14 protein-coding genes are annotated in these 18,438 nt (G+C 51.8%); 3 read left to right on the forward strand and 11 right to left on the reverse strand.

The window, feature by feature from the left end; genetic code table 11:
* Positions 1–15: 15 nt before the first annotated feature.
* Genes ACFOET_RS06945 through ACFOET_RS06955 form a run of 3 tightly spaced genes read right to left on the reverse strand, consistent with a single transcriptional unit; the run spans position 16 to position 2,440 of the window.
* Positions 16–531 (reverse strand): rod shape-determining protein MreD, encoded by a 516-nt coding sequence (locus tag ACFOET_RS06945; protein WP_379020958.1) that lies wholly within the window; start codon positions 529–531, stop codon positions 16–18.
* Positions 524–1,357: a rod shape-determining protein MreC gene (gene mreC, locus ACFOET_RS06950; RefSeq protein WP_379020960.1), complete on the reverse strand. Its 834-nt coding sequence runs from the start codon at positions 1,355–1,357 to the stop codon at positions 524–526. The genes ACFOET_RS06945 and mreC overlap by 8 nt, the downstream gene beginning before the upstream one ends.
* A 60-nt stretch (positions 1,358–1,417) precedes the next feature.
* Positions 1,418–2,440: a rod shape-determining protein gene (locus ACFOET_RS06955; protein ID WP_379020962.1), complete on the reverse strand. Its 1,023-nt coding sequence runs from the start codon at positions 2,438–2,440 to the stop codon at positions 1,418–1,420.
* Positions 2,441–2,592: 152 nt separating this feature from the next.
* On the opposite strand from ACFOET_RS06955, the gene ACFOET_RS06960 reads away from it, so the two are divergent.
* Together ACFOET_RS06960 and ACFOET_RS06965 are read left to right on the forward strand one after the other, a co-directional pair.
* Complete coding sequence (locus tag ACFOET_RS06960; RefSeq protein ID WP_379020963.1) at positions 2,593–4,527, forward strand: transglutaminase domain-containing protein; 1,935 nt, start codon at positions 2,593–2,595, stop codon at positions 4,525–4,527.
* Entirely contained in the window at positions 4,524–6,431 is a 1,908-nt protein-coding gene (locus tag ACFOET_RS06965) for a DUF3857 domain-containing transglutaminase family protein (RefSeq protein WP_379020965.1), read from the forward strand. Before ACFOET_RS06960 ends, ACFOET_RS06965 begins: the two co-directional genes overlap by 4 nt.
* Positions 6,432–6,434: 3 nt before the next feature.
* On the opposite strand, the gene ACFOET_RS06970 is transcribed toward ACFOET_RS06965, so the two are convergent.
* The 8 genes from ACFOET_RS06970 to ACFOET_RS07005 form a co-directional block, all read right to left on the reverse strand.
* A complete protein-coding gene (locus tag ACFOET_RS06970; RefSeq protein ID WP_379020967.1) occupies positions 6,435–8,093 on the reverse strand; it encodes a M1 family metallopeptidase in 1,659 nt (552 codons plus the stop codon).
* A gap of 64 nt (positions 8,094–8,157) precedes the next feature.
* Positions 8,158–10,356 (reverse strand): S9 family peptidase, encoded by a 2,199-nt coding sequence (locus ACFOET_RS06975; RefSeq protein ID WP_379020968.1) that lies wholly within the window; start codon positions 10,354–10,356, stop codon positions 8,158–8,160.
* Between the two features lie 39 nt (positions 10,357–10,395).
* On the reverse strand, positions 10,396–11,793 hold the full coding sequence (locus tag ACFOET_RS06980) for an aminopeptidase P family protein (RefSeq protein ID WP_379020970.1): 1,398 nt from the start codon (positions 11,791–11,793) through the stop codon (positions 10,396–10,398).
* Positions 11,794–11,970: 177 nt separating this feature from the next.
* Entirely contained in the window at positions 11,971–13,653 is a 1,683-nt protein-coding gene (locus tag ACFOET_RS06985) for a helix-hairpin-helix domain-containing protein (protein WP_379020972.1), read from the reverse strand.
* Positions 13,654–13,732: 79 nt separating this feature from the next.
* Complete coding sequence (locus ACFOET_RS06990; RefSeq protein ID WP_379020974.1) at positions 13,733–15,052, reverse strand: NAD(P)/FAD-dependent oxidoreductase; 1,320 nt, start codon at positions 15,050–15,052, stop codon at positions 13,733–13,735.
* 49 nt (positions 15,053–15,101) lie between these two features.
* A complete protein-coding gene (locus ACFOET_RS06995) occupies positions 15,102–15,428 on the reverse strand; it encodes a 2Fe-2S iron-sulfur cluster-binding protein (RefSeq protein WP_379020976.1) in 327 nt (108 codons plus the stop codon).
* 11 nt (positions 15,429–15,439) lie between these two features.
* Complete coding sequence (locus ACFOET_RS07000) at positions 15,440–16,495, reverse strand: NAD(P)/FAD-dependent oxidoreductase (RefSeq protein WP_379020978.1); 1,056 nt, start codon at positions 16,493–16,495, stop codon at positions 15,440–15,442.
* Complete coding sequence (locus ACFOET_RS07005; RefSeq protein ID WP_379020980.1) at positions 16,470–16,922, reverse strand: MarR family winged helix-turn-helix transcriptional regulator; 453 nt, start codon at positions 16,920–16,922, stop codon at positions 16,470–16,472. Before ACFOET_RS07005 ends, ACFOET_RS07000 begins: the two co-directional genes overlap by 26 nt.
* Positions 16,923–17,135: 213 nt before the next feature.
* Between ACFOET_RS07005 and ACFOET_RS07010 the strand changes: the two genes are divergently transcribed.
* Positions 17,136–18,428 carry a dicarboxylate/amino acid:cation symporter gene (locus ACFOET_RS07010; protein WP_379020982.1) on the forward strand — a complete coding sequence of 431 codons (1,293 nt, stop codon included), beginning with the start codon at positions 17,136–17,138 and terminating at the stop codon, positions 18,426–18,428.
* Positions 18,429–18,438: the final 10 nt, after the last annotated feature.

Genomic DNA, 18,438 nt, shown 5'->3' on the forward strand with positions numbered 1-18,438 from the left:
TCTTTTGGAACCGCATTAACGCTGCTTTTTCCGGTAAAACAGCAAACTGAACAACAAAATGATAACGACGGTAAAGATACAACTTAATAAGATACGGATGAGCGTGTAATGGAATTGATGGAAAGTAAAGGTTTCTACCAAGAATAATACGGTATGGTGGAATAGGGTGAGGAGGGACACGTAGACGAAATACCACCTGAATGGTACGGTGCCCCATAGCGGGGTCATGTAACTTTCATAATTGTCGGTCTGCAAGCTTACGCGTATGAGGGCAATTCGCCCGAAAGCAAGGGCTACGCAGGCCGCAGCATTGACACCCAACGTATCGTAAAACGCATCGACGGTGATGCCGGTCATGAAGGCAAGGCTATATAGTATAACGTTGGGGATTCCTACGGGAAGCAGCAGGACGAAGAGGATATAAGGGTATGGGGTAGCAAGATTGTAATATCCGATGTTTTTAAATAGAAACACCTGCAACATCAATAACACAATAAAACGGGCAATGTTATACGTAAGAATTTTAGCCATCGTTGTCGTTTTGGGATTCCAACATTGCTTTTTCGGCTGCAAACAGATCGTGCACCACATATACCTGCTGCAGGTTGTGGAACTGTGTGCTCAACTCGATACGGATATCGAGGAAGCTGTCTCCGCCCGACAGCCCTGTTTCGGTGACCTTGCCAATCAGGATGCCCGGCGGAAAAAGCGAATACCCGGAGGTGTATACCAGTTCGCCTTTCCTCACCTTGACGTGGTTCGGTATATCCCGAAGGATGGCCATTTGGGCATCGTAATTATTGCCCCACATCAACGAACCGAAGGCGTGGCTGTCTTCCAATTCGGCACTGATGCGTGTTTCGCTGTGCAACAACGATTGAACGGTTGAAAAGTGGTCTGATACATTGAGGACAATACCAACGACACCATTGCTCGATATCACGCCCATCCCTTTCTCGACACCATGCTTCCTACCCTTGTCCAGCGTAATGTAGTTGTTTGTCTGGTGAATGCTGTTATTGGTCACCTTTGCAACGATGTATCGATACTGAACATCTCGTGCCGAGTCGCTGACCACGCCTTGTATAACACTGTCCGGCGCAATAAACCGCTGCAGCTCTTCACGTAACGCTGCATTTTCTTCGGCCAGGAGGACGTTTTCCTCGGCGAGGTGGAGATAGCTTTTCCACGCGTTGACCCGAGCATAGACAGTGCCGACAATGTGGTTGGATGAATTGACGGCAGACGCGCGTTGGAAGGTGTTGTTCTGGACGACCAGATACAAGGCTAACCCCAAAAATACAATGAACAGGAAAAATGCATTATATCGAGTAATGATTAGCCAAAGGTTCTTCATGCTCTTTTCGTATAGTGTACGGCGTATTGCGTACAGCGTATCGCGGGAGTCAACCGCCGTCTATTGCATCAGGAACTTGAACGTGCCGATGTTTTTCAATGCGATGCCGGTACCGCGCACCACGGCACGCAATGGATCTTCCGCTACGTGTACAGGCAGCTTCGTTTTTGCCTGAATACGCTTGTCCAGTCCACGAAGCAATGCTCCGCCTCCGGTGAGGTATATTCCCGTCTGATAGATGTCTGCTGAGAGTTCGGGAGGCGTAATCTCCAACGCTTTGAGGATCGCCTCCTCGATTTTGGAAATGGATTTATCGAGGCAATGGGCAATTTCGGTGTACGAGACGGTGATCTGCTTGGGTACGCCCGTCATCAGGTCGCGGCCCTGTACCGCAAAATCCCCCGGAGGGTCCTGAAGTTCGGGTAGGGCAGAGCCTACCTCGATCTTTATTTTTTCCGCTGTGCGGTCGCCAATCATGATGTTGTGCTGCCGCCGGATATATTGCACAATATCGGAATCGAAGTTATCCCCCGCTACACGGATGGATTGGTCGCAGACGATGCCCGATAACGCGATGACAGCAATTTCAGTGGTGCCGCCGCCGATATCAATGACCATGTTGCCCATCGGCTCTTCCACGTCAATGCCGATACCCACGGCAGCAGCCATCGGCTCATGCACCAAATATACTTCCTTGGCTCCGGCTATCTCGGCTGAATCGCGTACCGCCCGTTTTTCAACTTCGGTAATACCCGATGGAATACAGATGACCATGCGCAACGACGGAAAGAACCAACCCTTACCATTGTTGACCATCTTGATCATGCCGCGGATCATGTGCTCAGCCGCGTTGAAGTCGGCAATCACCCCATCCTTCAATGGCCTTACCGTGCGGATATTATCGTGTGTCTTACCTTCCATCTGCATGGCCTGCCGACCTATCGCGATCACCTTATTGGTGGTCCGGTCAAAGGCGACAATCGACGGTTCATCCACCACTACCTTGTCGTTGTGGATAATCAGTGTGTTGGCCGTGCCTAAATCAATAGCAACTTCTTGTGTAAACCAGTTAAATAAGCCCATCCGGCAAATAATGAAATGATGATACGAATTTTTAAATAATGTGCAAACCTACCAAAAAAACTGATAACTTTAGCCAGTAACATTGATTTATTCCAACCATGGTAAAAACCTATTTAACCTTAGCCCTTTACGTTCTGTTTCATTACGGATTGATGGCGCAAGATTTTGCGTTTGGTTCGCTTACATCGGAAGATCTCAAGCTGGCCAAAAATGACCTCGACAGTTTTTCTAACGCGGCGGTATTAAATGAATACGGTAGGGCCTCGATGGTGTACAACGATACGCGGGGCTACACGGAGTTGGTGGTCGATTACCATGTGCGCATTAAGCTGTTCAACCGGGACGGTTACAAGCATGCCGATATCGTACTGCCGGCTTATAAGGACGAAAGCGGTGAGCGGGCAGACGTTTTATCTGACATCAAGGCCGTAACCATCAATATCGTGGACGGACGGATAGTTTCCATCCCGTTGGATAAGGGGCAGGTGTACAAGGAGAATGCAACCAAATACCTGACGTACACGAAATTTACTTTTCCAAATCTTCAGGATGGAAGTATCATCGAATACAGCTATCGCTTGGTTTCGCCTCATATTTTCAATTTCAAGACATGGCACCTGCAGGATGATATCCCCAAAATCAATAGCACATTTGAGGCCATCATACCGGGCATGTATACCTATAACGTTATCCTGCGGGGTCCGTATCCGCTCACAACCCAGGATGGCAAAATCGCCCGAGGGGCTTTCCGGATAGCGGGCCGTGATATTGATTGCTCCCATATGATCTATGGTATGCGCGACATCCCTGCATTTGTAGTTGAAGATTATATGACTGCTTCAAGTAATTTTAAATCAGCTATTTATTTCGAGTTGTCTGATATGTATAGGCTCAACGGAAGCAATATAAAAATAACCAAGGAGTGGCGCGACGTGGACCGTGAGCTGGTAACCAATCCCGACTTTGGCGGACAAATAAAGCGAGATCATTTGTTTAAATCCCTGCTGCCGGAGCTCTTAAACGATGTGCCGGATGACCTCGGCAAAGCCAAGGCATTATACCGCCATGTGCAAAAGAACATAAAGTGGAACCGTTATCTGGGCAAATACAGCGAAAACGGCGTCAAGCATGCGCTTGAGCGCGGATCGGGCAATGTCGGCGATATTAATCTCACCTTAATCGCGGGGCTGCGGGCGGCCGGACTGGATGCCGAGGCGGTCATCCTGTCTACGCGCGACAACGGGGTTGTAAATAACGTGCACCCGGTGTTGAGCGACTTCAACTACGTGGTGGCCAAGGTCAGCATCGACGACCGCGATTACCTGTTGGACGCCACAGATCCGCTGCTGCCCTTCGGCCTGCTTCCCCTGCACTGCATCAACGGCAAGGCCCGGGTGATTCCCCTTAAGGAACCTTCGTACTGGATCGAACCCACGTCATCCCTGCGGTCGACCACCCAATACACACTTACAGGCGAGTTGCTTCCGGATGGGACGCTCAACGGGCAACTGATGACCCACAGTCATGGCTATGCCGCGCTGCATAAGCGACGGGAACTCGCCAATTTTAATACGATTGAGGATTATATCGATCACGTGGATGAGCGGACAGTTGGCTTCGATATCGTAAAAGGGGAGATCATCGGAACGGAGAATATGGATGAGCCGTTGGTGGAGCGCTATGAAGTAGCAATGAAACTGTATGATCAATTGGATGATGCAGCGTTTTTCTTCAATCCGTTTTTCCTTAACCGAATGGGTAAAAACCCCTTCAATCTCGACGAGCGAACGTACCCTGTGGATATGGGAGCGGCGCGCGAAGACCGGGTGCAGTTGACCATCAAACTGCCCGGCACATATGTGTTGGTATCGGGGCCCGACGATTACAACATGGCGCTAGAAAATAAGGGAGGCAGATACCTCACGCAAATCAAGTTGGCTGACGACACGCTTACTTTTTCGCAGTTGCTCGCACTTAGTCAAGCGATTTACCCACCGGAAAGCTACTTTTCCCTGAAGGAATTCTTCAGCCGCATCATTCAGCAGGAGAAAATCGATATTGTATTGCGCAAAACGGAGACACGATGAAACAGCTGAGCTATTTATTGACACTCGCGTCGATAGTTGCGGTTTATGGGGCGTACGCGCAATCGGAATATGCGGTGGAAGCCATACCGAATATGCTGAAGTCTGGCGCGGATGCCGTGGTGCGCCATCAGACGATTACGGTGGATATGCAGGGGCCTACTAAAGTACGCTACTTTGTCAAACAGGCGGTCACGGTGTTCAACCGTGGTGGCGAAAACAGGGCCCGTCTGGTCATTTACTATGACAAAAGCACGACGATCAGACGTATTGCCGGGCGGGTATTTGATGCGGAAGGGTTTCAAACCGGAAGGTTTACACAACGGGATTTTTCCGATGAAAGTGCGGTAAGCAGTTTCTCTTTGTATGAAGACAATCGGATGAAGCATTTTTTGCCGGCTATGATGCATTACCCTTACACCGTGGAGTATGAATACGAACTGGAACTGAAGCAGAACCTCATCTTGCCGGCGTGGCGGCCGGATGCGTATCCGGATGTTGCGGTTCAGCACAGCCAGTATACGTTTATCTGCGGGTCTGGCGATCAGGTACGTATTAAAGCCATAAACTATGACGGTGAACCCATATCGGGCGAACTTGGCGGACGGAAGTCCACGACATGGGAAGTAGGCGATCTCCCTGCCAGGCGCCGCGAGCCGTACAGCCCTGATCCGGCGACTTATTGCACGTGGGTACGAATAGCCCCTGTTGAGTTCAGTTATTACAAGCGAGTAGGCCGGTATTCGGATTGGGACGAATTAGGCAGATGGGTCTATGACGCGCTGCTAACAGATAGATCGGCACTTCCAGAGCGCACGGTAGGAGAGGTCCGCCACCTGATCTCGGGATTAGCGTCCGATAAGGAAAAGGCCGCGGCACTGTATGCCTATCTCCAGCGTAAAACGCGCTATGTCAGTGTGCAGATCGGTATCGGTGGCTTCAAGCCGATGACGGCAAGTGAGGTAGACCGGCTGGGCTATGGCGACTGCAAGGGGCTGGTCAACTACATGCAGGCACTGCTGAATGTAGCCGGTATTCCGTCGTACTACTGTGTGGTGCAGGCGGGAGACGTTAAGCGCGATATGCAACCTGATTTTGCAGGAATGGAGCAGGGCAACCACGTCATTCTATGCCTGCCGTTTGAAGGTGACACGACCTGGCTGGAATGTACCAGTCAGCGCTTACCATTTGGTTTTTTGGGCTCATTTACCGACGACCGGCTGGTATGGGCCTGTACACCCCAGGGCGGTAAACTCCTGCGCACACCGCGGTATACCCCAGAGGCGAGCACACAGCACAGGCAAGCTGTACTGACATTGGCCGAAGACGGCACACTGTCCGGCAACGTACAAACGGAATTTGCCGCAGGGCAGTATGCACACCATATGGATATTGCGGATAACAGCGGCACGGAACAGGTGAAATTGCTGAAAGCGGCCTATGATATCGATCATATCGACTTTGCGAACATAGCGTACCAAAAGACTGCGGCGGAATCGCCTATGCTGGTCGAAGCCTTTGATCTGACATTGCGGAAATATGCCCCAGAAAACAGCGGACAGGTATTTTTGATTTCCAATTTGTTCAACCGTGCCCGTACAGTTCCGGCCATAAAAAACAGGACGCTTCCTGTTTACATCAATCGGGGATATACGGATGAAGACAGGATTACTTATATGTTGCCGGACGGCTATGTGTTGGCTTCAGGCGGATGGGAAGAAGAGATCAACAGCCCGTTCGGGCAATACAGGGCCGTCATGGAGCAAGACGGAAGCAAGCTTATGTACTCCCGAAATTTCATTCTCCATGAAGGCACTTTCCCGGCGTCGCAATACGCTGCATTCAGCGAATTCTTCAACCGCGTGCACACCCTTGATCACCGGAAAGCGATATTGGCTAAACCTTGACCCTTATTCGTTGACCAGCACGCCGATGTAAAAATTGAAGGTGTCGACCTCCAGGTTATCTCGTGTCAAACCTGGGATATCGATCGGCGTGGTGCGCCGTGTGGGTTGGATGAAGCGGTATTCGCCGCCTTTAATCCGGATGCGCACCGGCATGTCGAAATTCGGTTCATCGGCAATCCAACGGCAGAATGCCTTGCCTTCAGGGCCAAAGAAGAACTCCAGCGTAGGAATGTTCGGGTGCCGTACATACTGGGCATAGATATTGGAAACGTCCTTGCCGGATTGTTCACTGATGTAGCCAACGATGTCTTCGTAATCTACGGTGCTGTGGTAAAATTGCTTGTTGAGCCCCCGCAGGATCTGCCGCCATTTCTCGTCGTCATCGATGACTGTGCGCACCATGTTGTGGAGTACGCCGCCCTTATTGTACATGTCGCCCGACCCTTCTTTATTCACGTGATAAGTGCCGATAAGCGGAGTAAGGTTTTGGATACCTCCTCGGTTGCCGTGCACGTATTCCTGTCCCGCCTGTTTCCCGAAGTGGTAGTCGATATACAGCGATTCGGAATAGTTGGTGAAACTCTCGTGTATCCACATATCGGCGAGGTCGTTGGAGGTGATGTTATTACCAAACCATTCATGCCCTGCCTCATGGACAATGATAAAATCCCATTTGGTTCCCCAGCCTGTGCCGGAGCCGTCCCGGCCGAGGTAGCCGTTCTGGTATTTATTGCCGTAGGCAATGGCGCTCTGGTGTTCCATGCCAAGGTGGGCGGTTTCCACAAGTTTGAATCCATCTTCATAAAACGGGTACGGTCCGAACCAGTGTTCAAAAGCCCGGAGCATGGGCTTTACGTTGGCATCGAAATGGGGTTTCGCTTTGCCTTTGTTTTCGCGCAGCACCCAGTAGTCAAGGTCGAGGACACCACTTTCTCCCTGAAACGTGTCGGCGAAATGGACATAATCGCCGATGTTTGCTGCCACGTTGTAGTTATTGATGGGGTTGCTGACAAACCAGTCGAACCGGGTATACCCATTGCCGAGGTCGTGGCTGCCCCTGAACCGGCCATTGGACACATTGATCAAGCCGTTGGGTACGCTGATGCTGATGAGCATGCTGTCCACCTCATCAGACTGGTGATCCTTGTTGGGCCACCACACGCTGGCGCCCAATCCTTGACAAGCAGTGGCTATCCAGTGTTTGCCATTGCTGTCTTTCTTGAAGTCAAAACCGCCATCCCACGGTGCACGCTTTGCCTGTACCGGGTGACCCGCGTAATACACGGTGAACGTATCCGATTGTCCTTTGCGGATGGGCTGAGGGAAATCGATGAATACGGCGTGGTATTCGCGTCTGAACGGCAGCACCTGACCATGGTATACCACGCTGTCGATTCGCAGGTTGTCAAAGAGATCAACTTGCAAACGCGTAAAGTCTTCCGTTGCGGTAAATTGGAATAGGTTGGAACCGCTGATGTACCGTTTATCAGGATCCACTTTGACGTCGAGGTGATAATAATTAATGTCATAGCAGGTGCGCAAGGGCGTAAGCTGCCCGCGCAGCGAATCACCCCGGCTGAAGATTTCGCGGGCTTTCATCAACTGGGAATATCCGTCAACCGCGGCGGACACAAAAAAGATCAGCGCAAGTATTCGTTTCATTGCTTGTTTATGTTTTCTGCTTTCCATTTCAAAGTCTGTTGGGTCGTGTATGTTGTCTCCAACATCACCTTCCACCGGGCGGGCAATGCTGCTTCAGGAAATTAGTGTATAACGTGGAAAGGTGTGCTCCGGTGCCTTCCCCTTCACTGATGCTATGGCTGCGGTTGGGGTATGACATGAGCGAGAACTGCCTGTTGTGCCTCACCAGTTCGTTGATGAGCAGTTCCGCGTTCTGGTAGTGCACATTGTCGTCTGCCGTGCCATGGATATAAAGCAGATTGCCCCGGAGGTGCCTGGCGTGGGTCACGGGCGAACCCTGGATGAAAGGTTCCGGATTTTCCTGCGGGAGGCCCATATAGCGTTCCTGATAAATGTTGTCGTACATCAATTGGTCGGCTACAGCTGCAACAGCAATACCGGTCTGATAGATATCAGGGTATTGGAAGAGCAGATTGAGCGTGGAAGAACCACCGCCGCTCCATCCCCATACCGCTACGCGGGAGGAGTCGACGAACGGCCATTGCAAAATTTCCTTAGCCGCCATGGCTTGGTCGCGGATGTTGAGGATGCCGATGTTTTTATAAATGGCTTTGCGCCATTCGCGTCCCTTCGGCGCCGGTGTTCCGCGGTTTTCCACGGAAATATAGAGATAGCCATCATCGGCCATACTGCCTTGGTACAGATGGTTGCCGCCGGCTCCAAACATATCGGTGACCGTTTGTCCGGCGGGTTCGCCGTACACATAGAAAACCACCGGATACTTTTTTGACGGGTCGAACTCCGTGGGTTTCACCATCCATCCATCCATTTCTACGCCGTCAGCGGTAGTTACCCTGAAAAACTCGGTTTTAGGTGCATCTGGTGGTAGTTCATTTCGCTGGCCCTCAACGAGTATCTTGTGGTCTGGCAGGCTTACGGTATTGCCGCGGCTGATAGCGGTATGGCTGCTAAATTGGTGCAAGGCGATTTTACCGTTGGGCGACAAGGTGTACTGGTGCGTGCCATTCATGTCCTCGGGGGTAACCCGTTCGGCAGAGCCCCCGTTGAGTTTAACCCGGTAGAGGTATCGCTGTGTGGCGTTTTCCGGAGACGCGGAAAAATAGATATAGCCATTGGGTTCATCGATCAGGTCGATGCCGATGACGTCATATTCGCCAAGGGTGATGCGTTTTTCGCGGCCCTTGCGGTCCACACGGTACAGATGGCGCCAGCCGTCCTTCTCACTTACCCAGATAAATTCCTTTCCATCGTTTATCCATTCCCATCCGGTGGGATCGTCGTTGTTCCAACGCGCCTTGCTGTCAATCCAAGCATCATCCGTTTCATGGTATATGCGTGTGCATTTGCCGTCTGCAGCACCGGCGATGTAGAGGTTGCTTTCCTGTTGCTTGCGATTGAGCTGTTGGACGATCAGCTCGTTGCTGTTGGCTGCCCACTCCATGCGTGGCAGGTAATGCTGCACCGGATCTCCGGGTATATCCATCTTCACCGTTTGACCACTGCTTATATCCACCACGGAGATAAAGGCGCCGCTGGGTGCTTCGCCCACTTTGGGATATTCCACGGGGATGGTATAGGAGTAGGCCGAATCGGTGTTGTTGATCATCAGGAAATTGCGGATTGTTTGCGCATCAATGGTCCAATAAGCAATTTTTTTGCCGTCGGGCGACCAACGGAACCCATCCCGGCAGCCAAATTCTTCCTCATAAGCCCAGTCGAACGTACCATGTATGATGCGATCCGTACCGTCGGAGGTTAGCGGGGTAACCTTTCCGGAGGCGAGGTCTTCCATGTAAAGGTTATGACCGCTTACGTAAGCCACCCGGAGGCCGTCAGGCGAAAATTTGGCATACATCAGGGACGATTCCGGCAGGCCGTTTCCCAACTTCCGCAGCGTCTTGTCGTGCCGTTGGTAGACCCAGTAGTCGCCGCGGGTGTCGTAGCGCCACACCCGTCTGGTATTGGTGTTGATGAGGATTTTGCTGCGGTCTGCCGATAGCGCAAACCGGCGGACGGTAAGGGACGTATCACTTCCGGCAGGTTTGAGATCAGCCTTGGCGGCCAGGACGGTCCGCTGTCCGCGGCTGGCCACCGACTCTTGGACAATTTCACCGCCTACCGCGCGGATGAGGGCATTACCGTCTTCGGACCATATGGTCTGTTGCCGAAATTGCGCATGGATAGCTTGATGATAGGTCAGCAATAGGGCGAGCAGGGCGCAGCAGCGCAAGGCTAAACGGACAAGGTATATCGTTACACTCATGGTTCTTCTTTTCTCTTTATATCAGTCGGCAGCCTAACCTCAAAACGCGGCTGACCGAATTTCTTCGATTTCCGACGCGGTTTTGGCAAGCGGTGTCCCCAGAATGCGGAACCCGGTGCCGGTAATCAGCATATCATCTTCGATGCGGATGCCTCCGAAGTCGCGAAAGGCTTCTGCCTTGCCGTAGTCGATAAATTGCGCAAGCTTGTTTTCCGATTTCCAGCGGTCAAGCAGCTCAGGAATGAAATACAGCCCCGGCTCCACGGTAACCACATGGCCGGCTTCCAATTCCCTGCCGAGGCGGAGGGACTTCAGCCCGAATGTCGAAGTATCTTTCGGCAGCGCATCGGTGTAACCGACGTATTGCTCGCCGAGGTCTTCCATGTCGTGTACGTCGAGCCCCATCATGTGCCCCGTGCCGCACTGGAAAAACAACGTATGTGCACCAGCTTCCACGGCTTCTGCTGCATCGCCCCGCATCAGTCCCAAGCCCTTCAGCCCTTCCACCAGCATGCGGCAGGAGAGGAAGTGGATATCGAGATAGCGGATGCCCGGTTTCAGTGCTTGCGTGGCCGTATGAAGGGCGTTGAGCACGATTTCATAGGCCTCTTTCTGGACTGGCGTAAATCGCTTGCCTGCCGGGAACGTGCGCGTGAGGTCGCCCGCGTAGCCCATGGCGGTCTCGGCGCCCGAATCATTAAGCACCAGCTGTCCCTCCCGCAGTGTGTTGCCGTAGTGGTGGTTGTGCAGGACTTCGCCGCGTACGGTCAGGATGGTGGGATAGGCCAGCGTATGTCCGGCCTGATGCGCGGTGTACTGCACTTCAGCAGCGAGCCGTTGTTCGCTCAAGCCCGGGCGCGCTAACCGCATGGCGGCCATATGCATGGCGGCACTGGTATGCACGGCCTTTTCGATTTCGGCTATTTCCTCAGCCGATTTGATGGAACGCTGGGCGACCACCCCTTTGATCAGCTCGATAGATGCCGACTGCGCGAGCTGCTCCATGGGAATTCCGGTCAGTCGAGACAACTTCAGGGCATTGGCGGGTCGGTAGGGAGGAAGGAAGTGCACCGGCCTACCGCGCTGCAAAGCATGTTGGATGCTCCCTGCCAGGGCGCCCGACGGCATGGTGTCGGTTACCCCTGCTTTGCGGGCTTTCTCCTTTAAGGTTTCCAGGCGGCCCATCCAAATGATTTGATCCATGGTCAACTCGTCACCGAAAACGGTGGTACGACCCTCATCGACGTCGATTATCGCCGCCAGGCTGGGGGCAGATATACCAAAATAATACAAGAATGTGCTGTCTTGCCTAAAGGGATAGGTGTTGTCCCGAAAATTAATGGGGCTCTCTTCGTTGCCCAGCAACAAGATGAGACCTGATGGCGTCCTTTTTCTTAGGATGTCCCTGCGTGCATGATACGTTTTGCTGTCAAACATGGTGGGCATAAAGGTACTAAAGATTGCGGGTAAAAGTAAATGCCGCAAGGGACAACGGCTTGTAGTTTTTTGCCTAGTTATTTGCAGAAATTAACCGGACTAGCCCTTGGCATGCTGCTCCGATCCGCTTTCGCGTGCATATGCAGTGAGCAGCTGAAAACCACAGCTTCCACTACATCAACGCTGTTTACGCTGTATAAAATAGTCGCCGATCTGTTCGGCGGTAAACGTGTTGAGGCAGTCGGCGGCGGTGATGCCCCCTTTGCGTGCAGCATACACTCCGTATTGCATGTCATGGAATCCGCTGTTGCGGTGGGCATCGGGGTTGATGGACAGCATTACGCCTTTTTCCACCGCATAGCGGTGCCATCGCCAGTCGAGATCCAGGCGCAACGGATTGGCGTTGATTTCGATGACGACACCGTTGGCAGCACAGGCGTCGACAATGCGGGCGTAGTCGACCGGATAGCCCGACCGGCTTAAAAGCAAACGGCCGGTGGGGTGCCCTAGGATGGTTGTGTACGGATTTTCGATAGCCTTGATCAGTCGGGCGGTCGCTTTTCCGGAGTCCATTTGAAAATTGGAATGCACGGAAGCGACTACAAAGTCGAAACCGGCAAGGACATCATCCGGGTAATCCAACGAACCATCGGCGAGGATATCCGACTCGATCCCCTTGAAGATGCGGAACGGGGCGAACCGTGCATTGAGGGCATCGATTTCCGCCCATTGTTCCATGACCCGCTCGCTGGATAGCCCTTTGGCGTAAACGGCGCTTTTGGAATGGTCGCATATGCCCAGGTATTCAAGACGCAGCTGATCACGGCAATAGCTCGCCATCTCTTCCAGCGTGTTTACCCCGTCGCTGTATGTGCTGTGGTTGTGGAGGGTGCCGCGTAGGTCGGCATAATGAATCAGTTCCGGAAGGCCACCTGAGGCAGCCAGGGCAATCTCATTGGTGCCCTCGCGCAGCTCAGGCTCGATGTACTGCAGGCCCAGTGATTGATAGATGGCCTCTTCCGAATCGAATTCGGGCAACTGGCTTTCGGCCAGCCGTTCGTCCAATTGCTCCAGATGCCTGTCGGATCCTGTCGAAATAAGTAGCTGGCGATGGAAGGAGGGAGGGTCCGTTGCGAGGAAGCGGAAGCCGATGCCGGTATCGGTTTTGGCCTCGATCTGAAGCGGGTCGTCCAATGTCAGGATGAATAGCGAGCTGATTCCCCCAATGGCGTCGACCAGTTCGCTCCTGGATGCCTCTACAAGAATGTCGATCGACTGGAGTACCTCGCATTTTCGCCGGAAGTCGCCCGTATAGGAGACCTTACGCCCATCGGGTAGCAATTCCCGCAACGCCGTCAGCACGTCATCAGCCAAGGGTTCTGCCTTGGCATACAGAAACCACCCTTGGTTCGCGATGGAAAACTCAATAGCACTCTTGATTTCTTCCTGGGTTTTTGATCCGAAACCCTTGGCTTCGATCAATCGGTTCTCATTGCAAGCATAGTAAAGTTCGCCAACGGTTTCGATCCCTAATGTTTTCCAGATGACCTGTATTTTTTTGGGGCCCAGTCCATTGATGGTCAGCATATCAAAAATGCCTTCGGGTGTGGCTGCACGTAACCGGTCCAATTCGGGGAAAGAGCCGGTAGACAGCAACGACTCAATTTTTTGGGCGGTGCTCTTGCCGATTCCGGGTACTTCACTTAACGCTTCGATGCTGTGTGAAGTAATGGCGAAGGGCAGTTTGTCCAGCTTATATGCGGTGGCCGCAATGGCTTTCGTGCGGAATGGGTTTTCGCCATGCAGCTCCATCAGCTGCGCATACCGTTTTATGGTTTTCGCTATTGTCTTGTTATCCATCGCTGCAAAATAGCGATTCCGCGGAATGCATGCAAGTTTTGCGTGCGCGGCGTACCGCTATAGAACTAGGAACAGCACATCATTTCATGGTGTCGCTCAGCTGTTTCAGCTCTTCGGAATACCTTGGCGGCCGCTGATATTTATGGATGATCAACCGGATACCCGCATTGAATGTAATGTAGTTGATCGCCCAATTGATAAACGTGACCACGCGGTTCCGGAAGCCCACGAGGGACATGAGGTGGACGAACATCCACACCCACCAGGCAAAGAATCCTTGAAAGCGCACTTTCCCGATGTCGACCACGGCCTTATTGCGGCCGATGGTAGCCATAGAGCCCTTGTCGAAATACTTGAATTGTTCCGTAGGCTGGCCATTGATAATCCGCATAATGTTTTTGGCGAGAAACCGTCCTTGCTGCTGGGCTACGGGCGCTACGCCGGGGTGGCCGCGCGGCAGATCGTCGGTAACCATCGCCGCTACATCGCCGATGGCGAAGATGTCTTTCATCCCAATCACCCGGCATTCCTCATCGACGCGGATACGGTTTCCCCTGACGACGATTTCCTGGCTGATTCCGGCCGGGAACTGACCCATCACACCGGCAGACCAGAGTACCGTTTTCGTTTTAACGCACTGGCCATCGGCAAAGGTAATTTCATCACCGTTGTATCCGGTTACCTGTACATTCAGTAATACCTTGACCCCAAGCTCCCTGAGATACAGTTCCGCTTTTTCGGAGGCCTGTGGTGATAAGTTGGCCAACACCTTAGGCAGTCCTTCGACGAGGTAGACGTTCATGTCCTCCTTCTTGAGTTCGGGGTAATCCTTGCTGAGAATATGATTGCGGAGCTCGGCAATTGCCCCGGAGAGTTCCACCCCTGTCGGGCCGCCGCCCACTACCACAAAATTGAGGTATGGCTCACGTTCTTCCGGTGTTTCCTTGAGCAGGGCTTCCTCGATGTTTTGGAGGAAGAAGCTTCGGATGTTTACCGCTTCCCGTACATTCTTCATCGGCATTGCGTAATATTCCAGGTCTTTGTTGCCAAAGAAGTTGGTCGTCGCGCCGGTTGCAATGACGAGGTAATCATACCGGATAGGGCCGATATCAGTATCGAGCAATTTGTTCGTTGTATCAATGCCCCGCACATCGGCAATGCGAAATGTAAAATTTTCCTGCTTCCTGAACATCTTTCGGAGGGGAAACGCGATGGATGGGGCATCCAGCGTGCCGGTAGCAACTTGATAGAGCAGGGGCTGGAACGTATGGTGGTTATTGCGGTCGAGCAATAATACGTCTACTTCCTTGTTTTTCAGTCCTTTGGCTACTTCGATCCCCCCGAAGCCGCCTCCGATGATGACCACCCGTGGAAACCGGTTCTGTTGTTGACTATTCATTTGGCGTATTCGTTAAACCTATCCTATTTGTTATGAACGGATTGCCGGATCAATTGTTTCCGAATACCCGTATTTTTAGCCCATCCAGTGAAGCGTCGAGCCTGATCTGACAAGCTAACCGGCTATGGCTGCCAGCATCGGGCAACATGTCAAGCATGTCAAGTTCGGCATCTGTTTGCGGTTCGAGGCGATCGATTCCCTCGATCACCTCAATGCGGCAGGTGGCGCAAAGCGCCATTCCGCCACACGTGGCGAGTATATCGTATTCAGCGGCTTTCAAAACTTCCATCAAACTCAGGTTGATGCCATTTGGAATTTCCAATTGGCGGACTTTGCCGCTTTCGTTCTCTACCGCGATATAAATGCTGTCGTTCATTGTTGCAATGATTAGAAGGAGTTTACACCGTTTACTGTCGTGTACTTGAAGCTTAGTTTTTCCGCTGGGTGGACGTACCTGAACGCACTCTGCGCCATCAGCGCCGCCTCATGAAAGCCGCAAAGGATGAGTTTCAGCTTACCGGGGTAGGTGTTGATGTCGCCGATGGCGTAAATCCGTTCAACGCCGGTAGCGTAATCGACGGTATTCACCGCAATGGCTGATTTCTCGATCTGCAGTCCCCAATCCGCTATCGGCCCCAATTTCGGGCTTAGTCCGAATAATGGGATGAGCGCATCTGTTTCCAATAGCGTTTCTTTCTTGTCTTTGCCAGCAATGCCAACATGGCTCAGCCGCCCATTTCCATGCACACTAGAGAGGTTGCTATGCAACAGCAGCTTGACTTTTCCTTTCTCGGCAAGGTTGAATACCTTTTCGGCTGAGTCGGGAGCCCCTCGGAAGCTATCGCTTCGGTGCACCAGTGTAACCTCGCGGGCAACATCGCTGAGAAACACAGTCCAGTCGAGTGCGGAATCCCCGCCTCCGGCGATGACCACCCGCTTGTCTCGGTAATGTTCAGGGTTTTTCACCATGTAGCTCACACCAAAACCTTCGAAGTCGGCCAGCCGGGGAATTTCAGGTTTGCGGGGTTCGAATGAGCCGAGGCCGCCGGCGATCACCACTACCTCGGCGTGGATCACCGTTCCTTCGTTACCTATCACGAGATAAGAATCGTCAGCCTGCTTTTCCAGCGATTCCACCCGTTCGCCCAATGTAAAAGATGGGTTAAAGGGCTGGATCTGCTCCATCAGCTTGTCAACCAACTCCTGTGCATTGACCGAAGGATATCCGGGAATGTCGTAGATGGGCTTGTGCGGATAGATTTCAGACAACTGGCCACCCACCTGCGGCAATGCATCGATAAGGTGGCAGCGCATCTTGAGCAGCCCGGCTTCAAATACCGCGAACAGCCCGACGGGGCCAGCTCCGATAATGCAAATGTCTGTTGTTATGTTGGTTTCGGCCGTCAGCTTGCGGCTTTCAGTTTGAATTTCTTGTATTTTCATTAATTTCCAAATTGCTGTATATCGTATCCAATATGCGTTTCAAGTGCTGGAAGTCTGAATCGTCCAGGTTTTTCCACGCCTGCATGCGTATTTCATTGATATAAGTGGTAAGCTCATCGATTTTCTGTTCGCCTGCCGCCGTTAAGTGGACTACATAGCTTCGCCGGTCGGTCGGGTTAGCCCGGCGCTCGACCAGTTCTTTGCTGACCAGCAAGTCCACAATCCGGGTGAGCGTAGGCTGGTCTTTTCCGCAACATTCTGCCAATTCCTTTTGCGGAAGATCTGCATGCTGACGGAGACTTTTCAGTATGGTCCACTGATCCACCGTGATGCCAAATTGCCGGTAATTGAATTGGTATTGGGCATACTGCTTTATCCGACGTGCGGTGCGCTCAAGCAGAAAAGAATACGCATTGTATTGTTCCATTCGTACAATAATAATTAGCGTGACAAATATATGGTTTTCCATCATTATTTTCAATGAGCGGCCAGTTCTTTTACATTGCGTTGAAAAAACGGCCGCCAATAGGCATCGAAACGGCTCAAAAAGATGGAATAGTCTCCCCGTAAATCGATCAAAACAATTACATTTGGGCTTTTTGCAGAATTGATCGCAAATAAACCGAAATAATAGATATTGATGAACCGTTTGGCTTTACATTGGAAAATTTTGATTGGAATGTTACTTGGGTTGTTCGTTGGTTTCCTGATGAAGGAATGGGGGCTTCAGGGCATTGTTGTTGATTGGGTTAAGCCATTCGGAACCATTTTTATCAATATGCTTAAGATGATTGCCGTTCCCCTTGTAGCCGTATCGCTTATTGTGGGGCTTGCAGATCTGAAAGATATATCTAAATTGTCCAAACTTGGTGGTCGTACCATCCTGTTTTACTTGTTTACCACCGCCTGCTCCGTTTCCTTAGGATTGGTTTTAGCCAATTTAATCAAACCGGGTCTATTTATCAATGAATCCTCGCGGCAAAGCCTGCTTGAGGGCTTCGCGGGCGAAGCGAATGAGAAAATAAAAATAGCGGAGGCTACTCGGGAACAAGGTCCACTCCAGCCACTTGTGGATATTGTGCCCGACAACTTTTTTGGTGCAATGACGGATAATGGGAGTTTGTTACAAGTGATTTTTTTCGTAATCCTGGTCGGTATTGGGCTTATTATGATCGACGAGCGGAAGTCAAAGCCAGTAGTCGATTTTTTCAAGGGATTGAACGATGTAATCTTAAAAGTTATTGATATCATTATGTTGTTTGCACCCATTGGTGTGTTTGCATTGATGGCAGCGTTGATGGTGGAAATTCCCGACTTTTCTACGTTAGGAGCGTTGGGTATCTATGGGCTCACGGTGTTGATTGGACTAGCTTTACTGATATTCGCATTTTATCCGACGCTGCTTTATATGATTGCCAAGGTAACTCCGGGACGTTTTTTCCGCGCTATTTCTCCAGCCCAACTTCTGGCATTTTCCACCAGTTCAAGTGCGGCCACACTTCCGGTGACGATGGAACGGGTGACCGAGCACCTGGGCGTTGACGATGAAGTTTCGAGCTTTGTATTGCCTTTGGGCGCTACCATCAATATGGACGGAACGGCGCTCTATCAAGCTGTCGCGGCCATATTTATTTCGCAGGCGATGCTACCCGAAGCGCTTGGGCTTCAAACCCAGCTGATGATCATTGTGACCACGGTGCTGGCATCCATCGGTACAGCAGCCGTTCCGAGTGCTGGCATTGTAATGTTGGTTATTGTCCTGGGTCAGGCGGGAATTCCGGAAGCTGGTTTGGCGCTAATCTTTGCAGTTGACCGCCCGTTGGACATGTGCAGAACGCTCACGAATGTAACGAGTGACGCCACCGTATCGGCATTGGTCGCCAACTCGGTCGGGCTGCTGCACGAACCCCAACCTGAAAACGCAGACCAATAAAAAAGGCTGG

This window comes from Parapedobacter deserti (assembly GCF_042646065.1).
GTDB classification, from domain to species: domain Bacteria; phylum Bacteroidota; class Bacteroidia; order Sphingobacteriales; family Sphingobacteriaceae; genus Parapedobacter; species Parapedobacter deserti.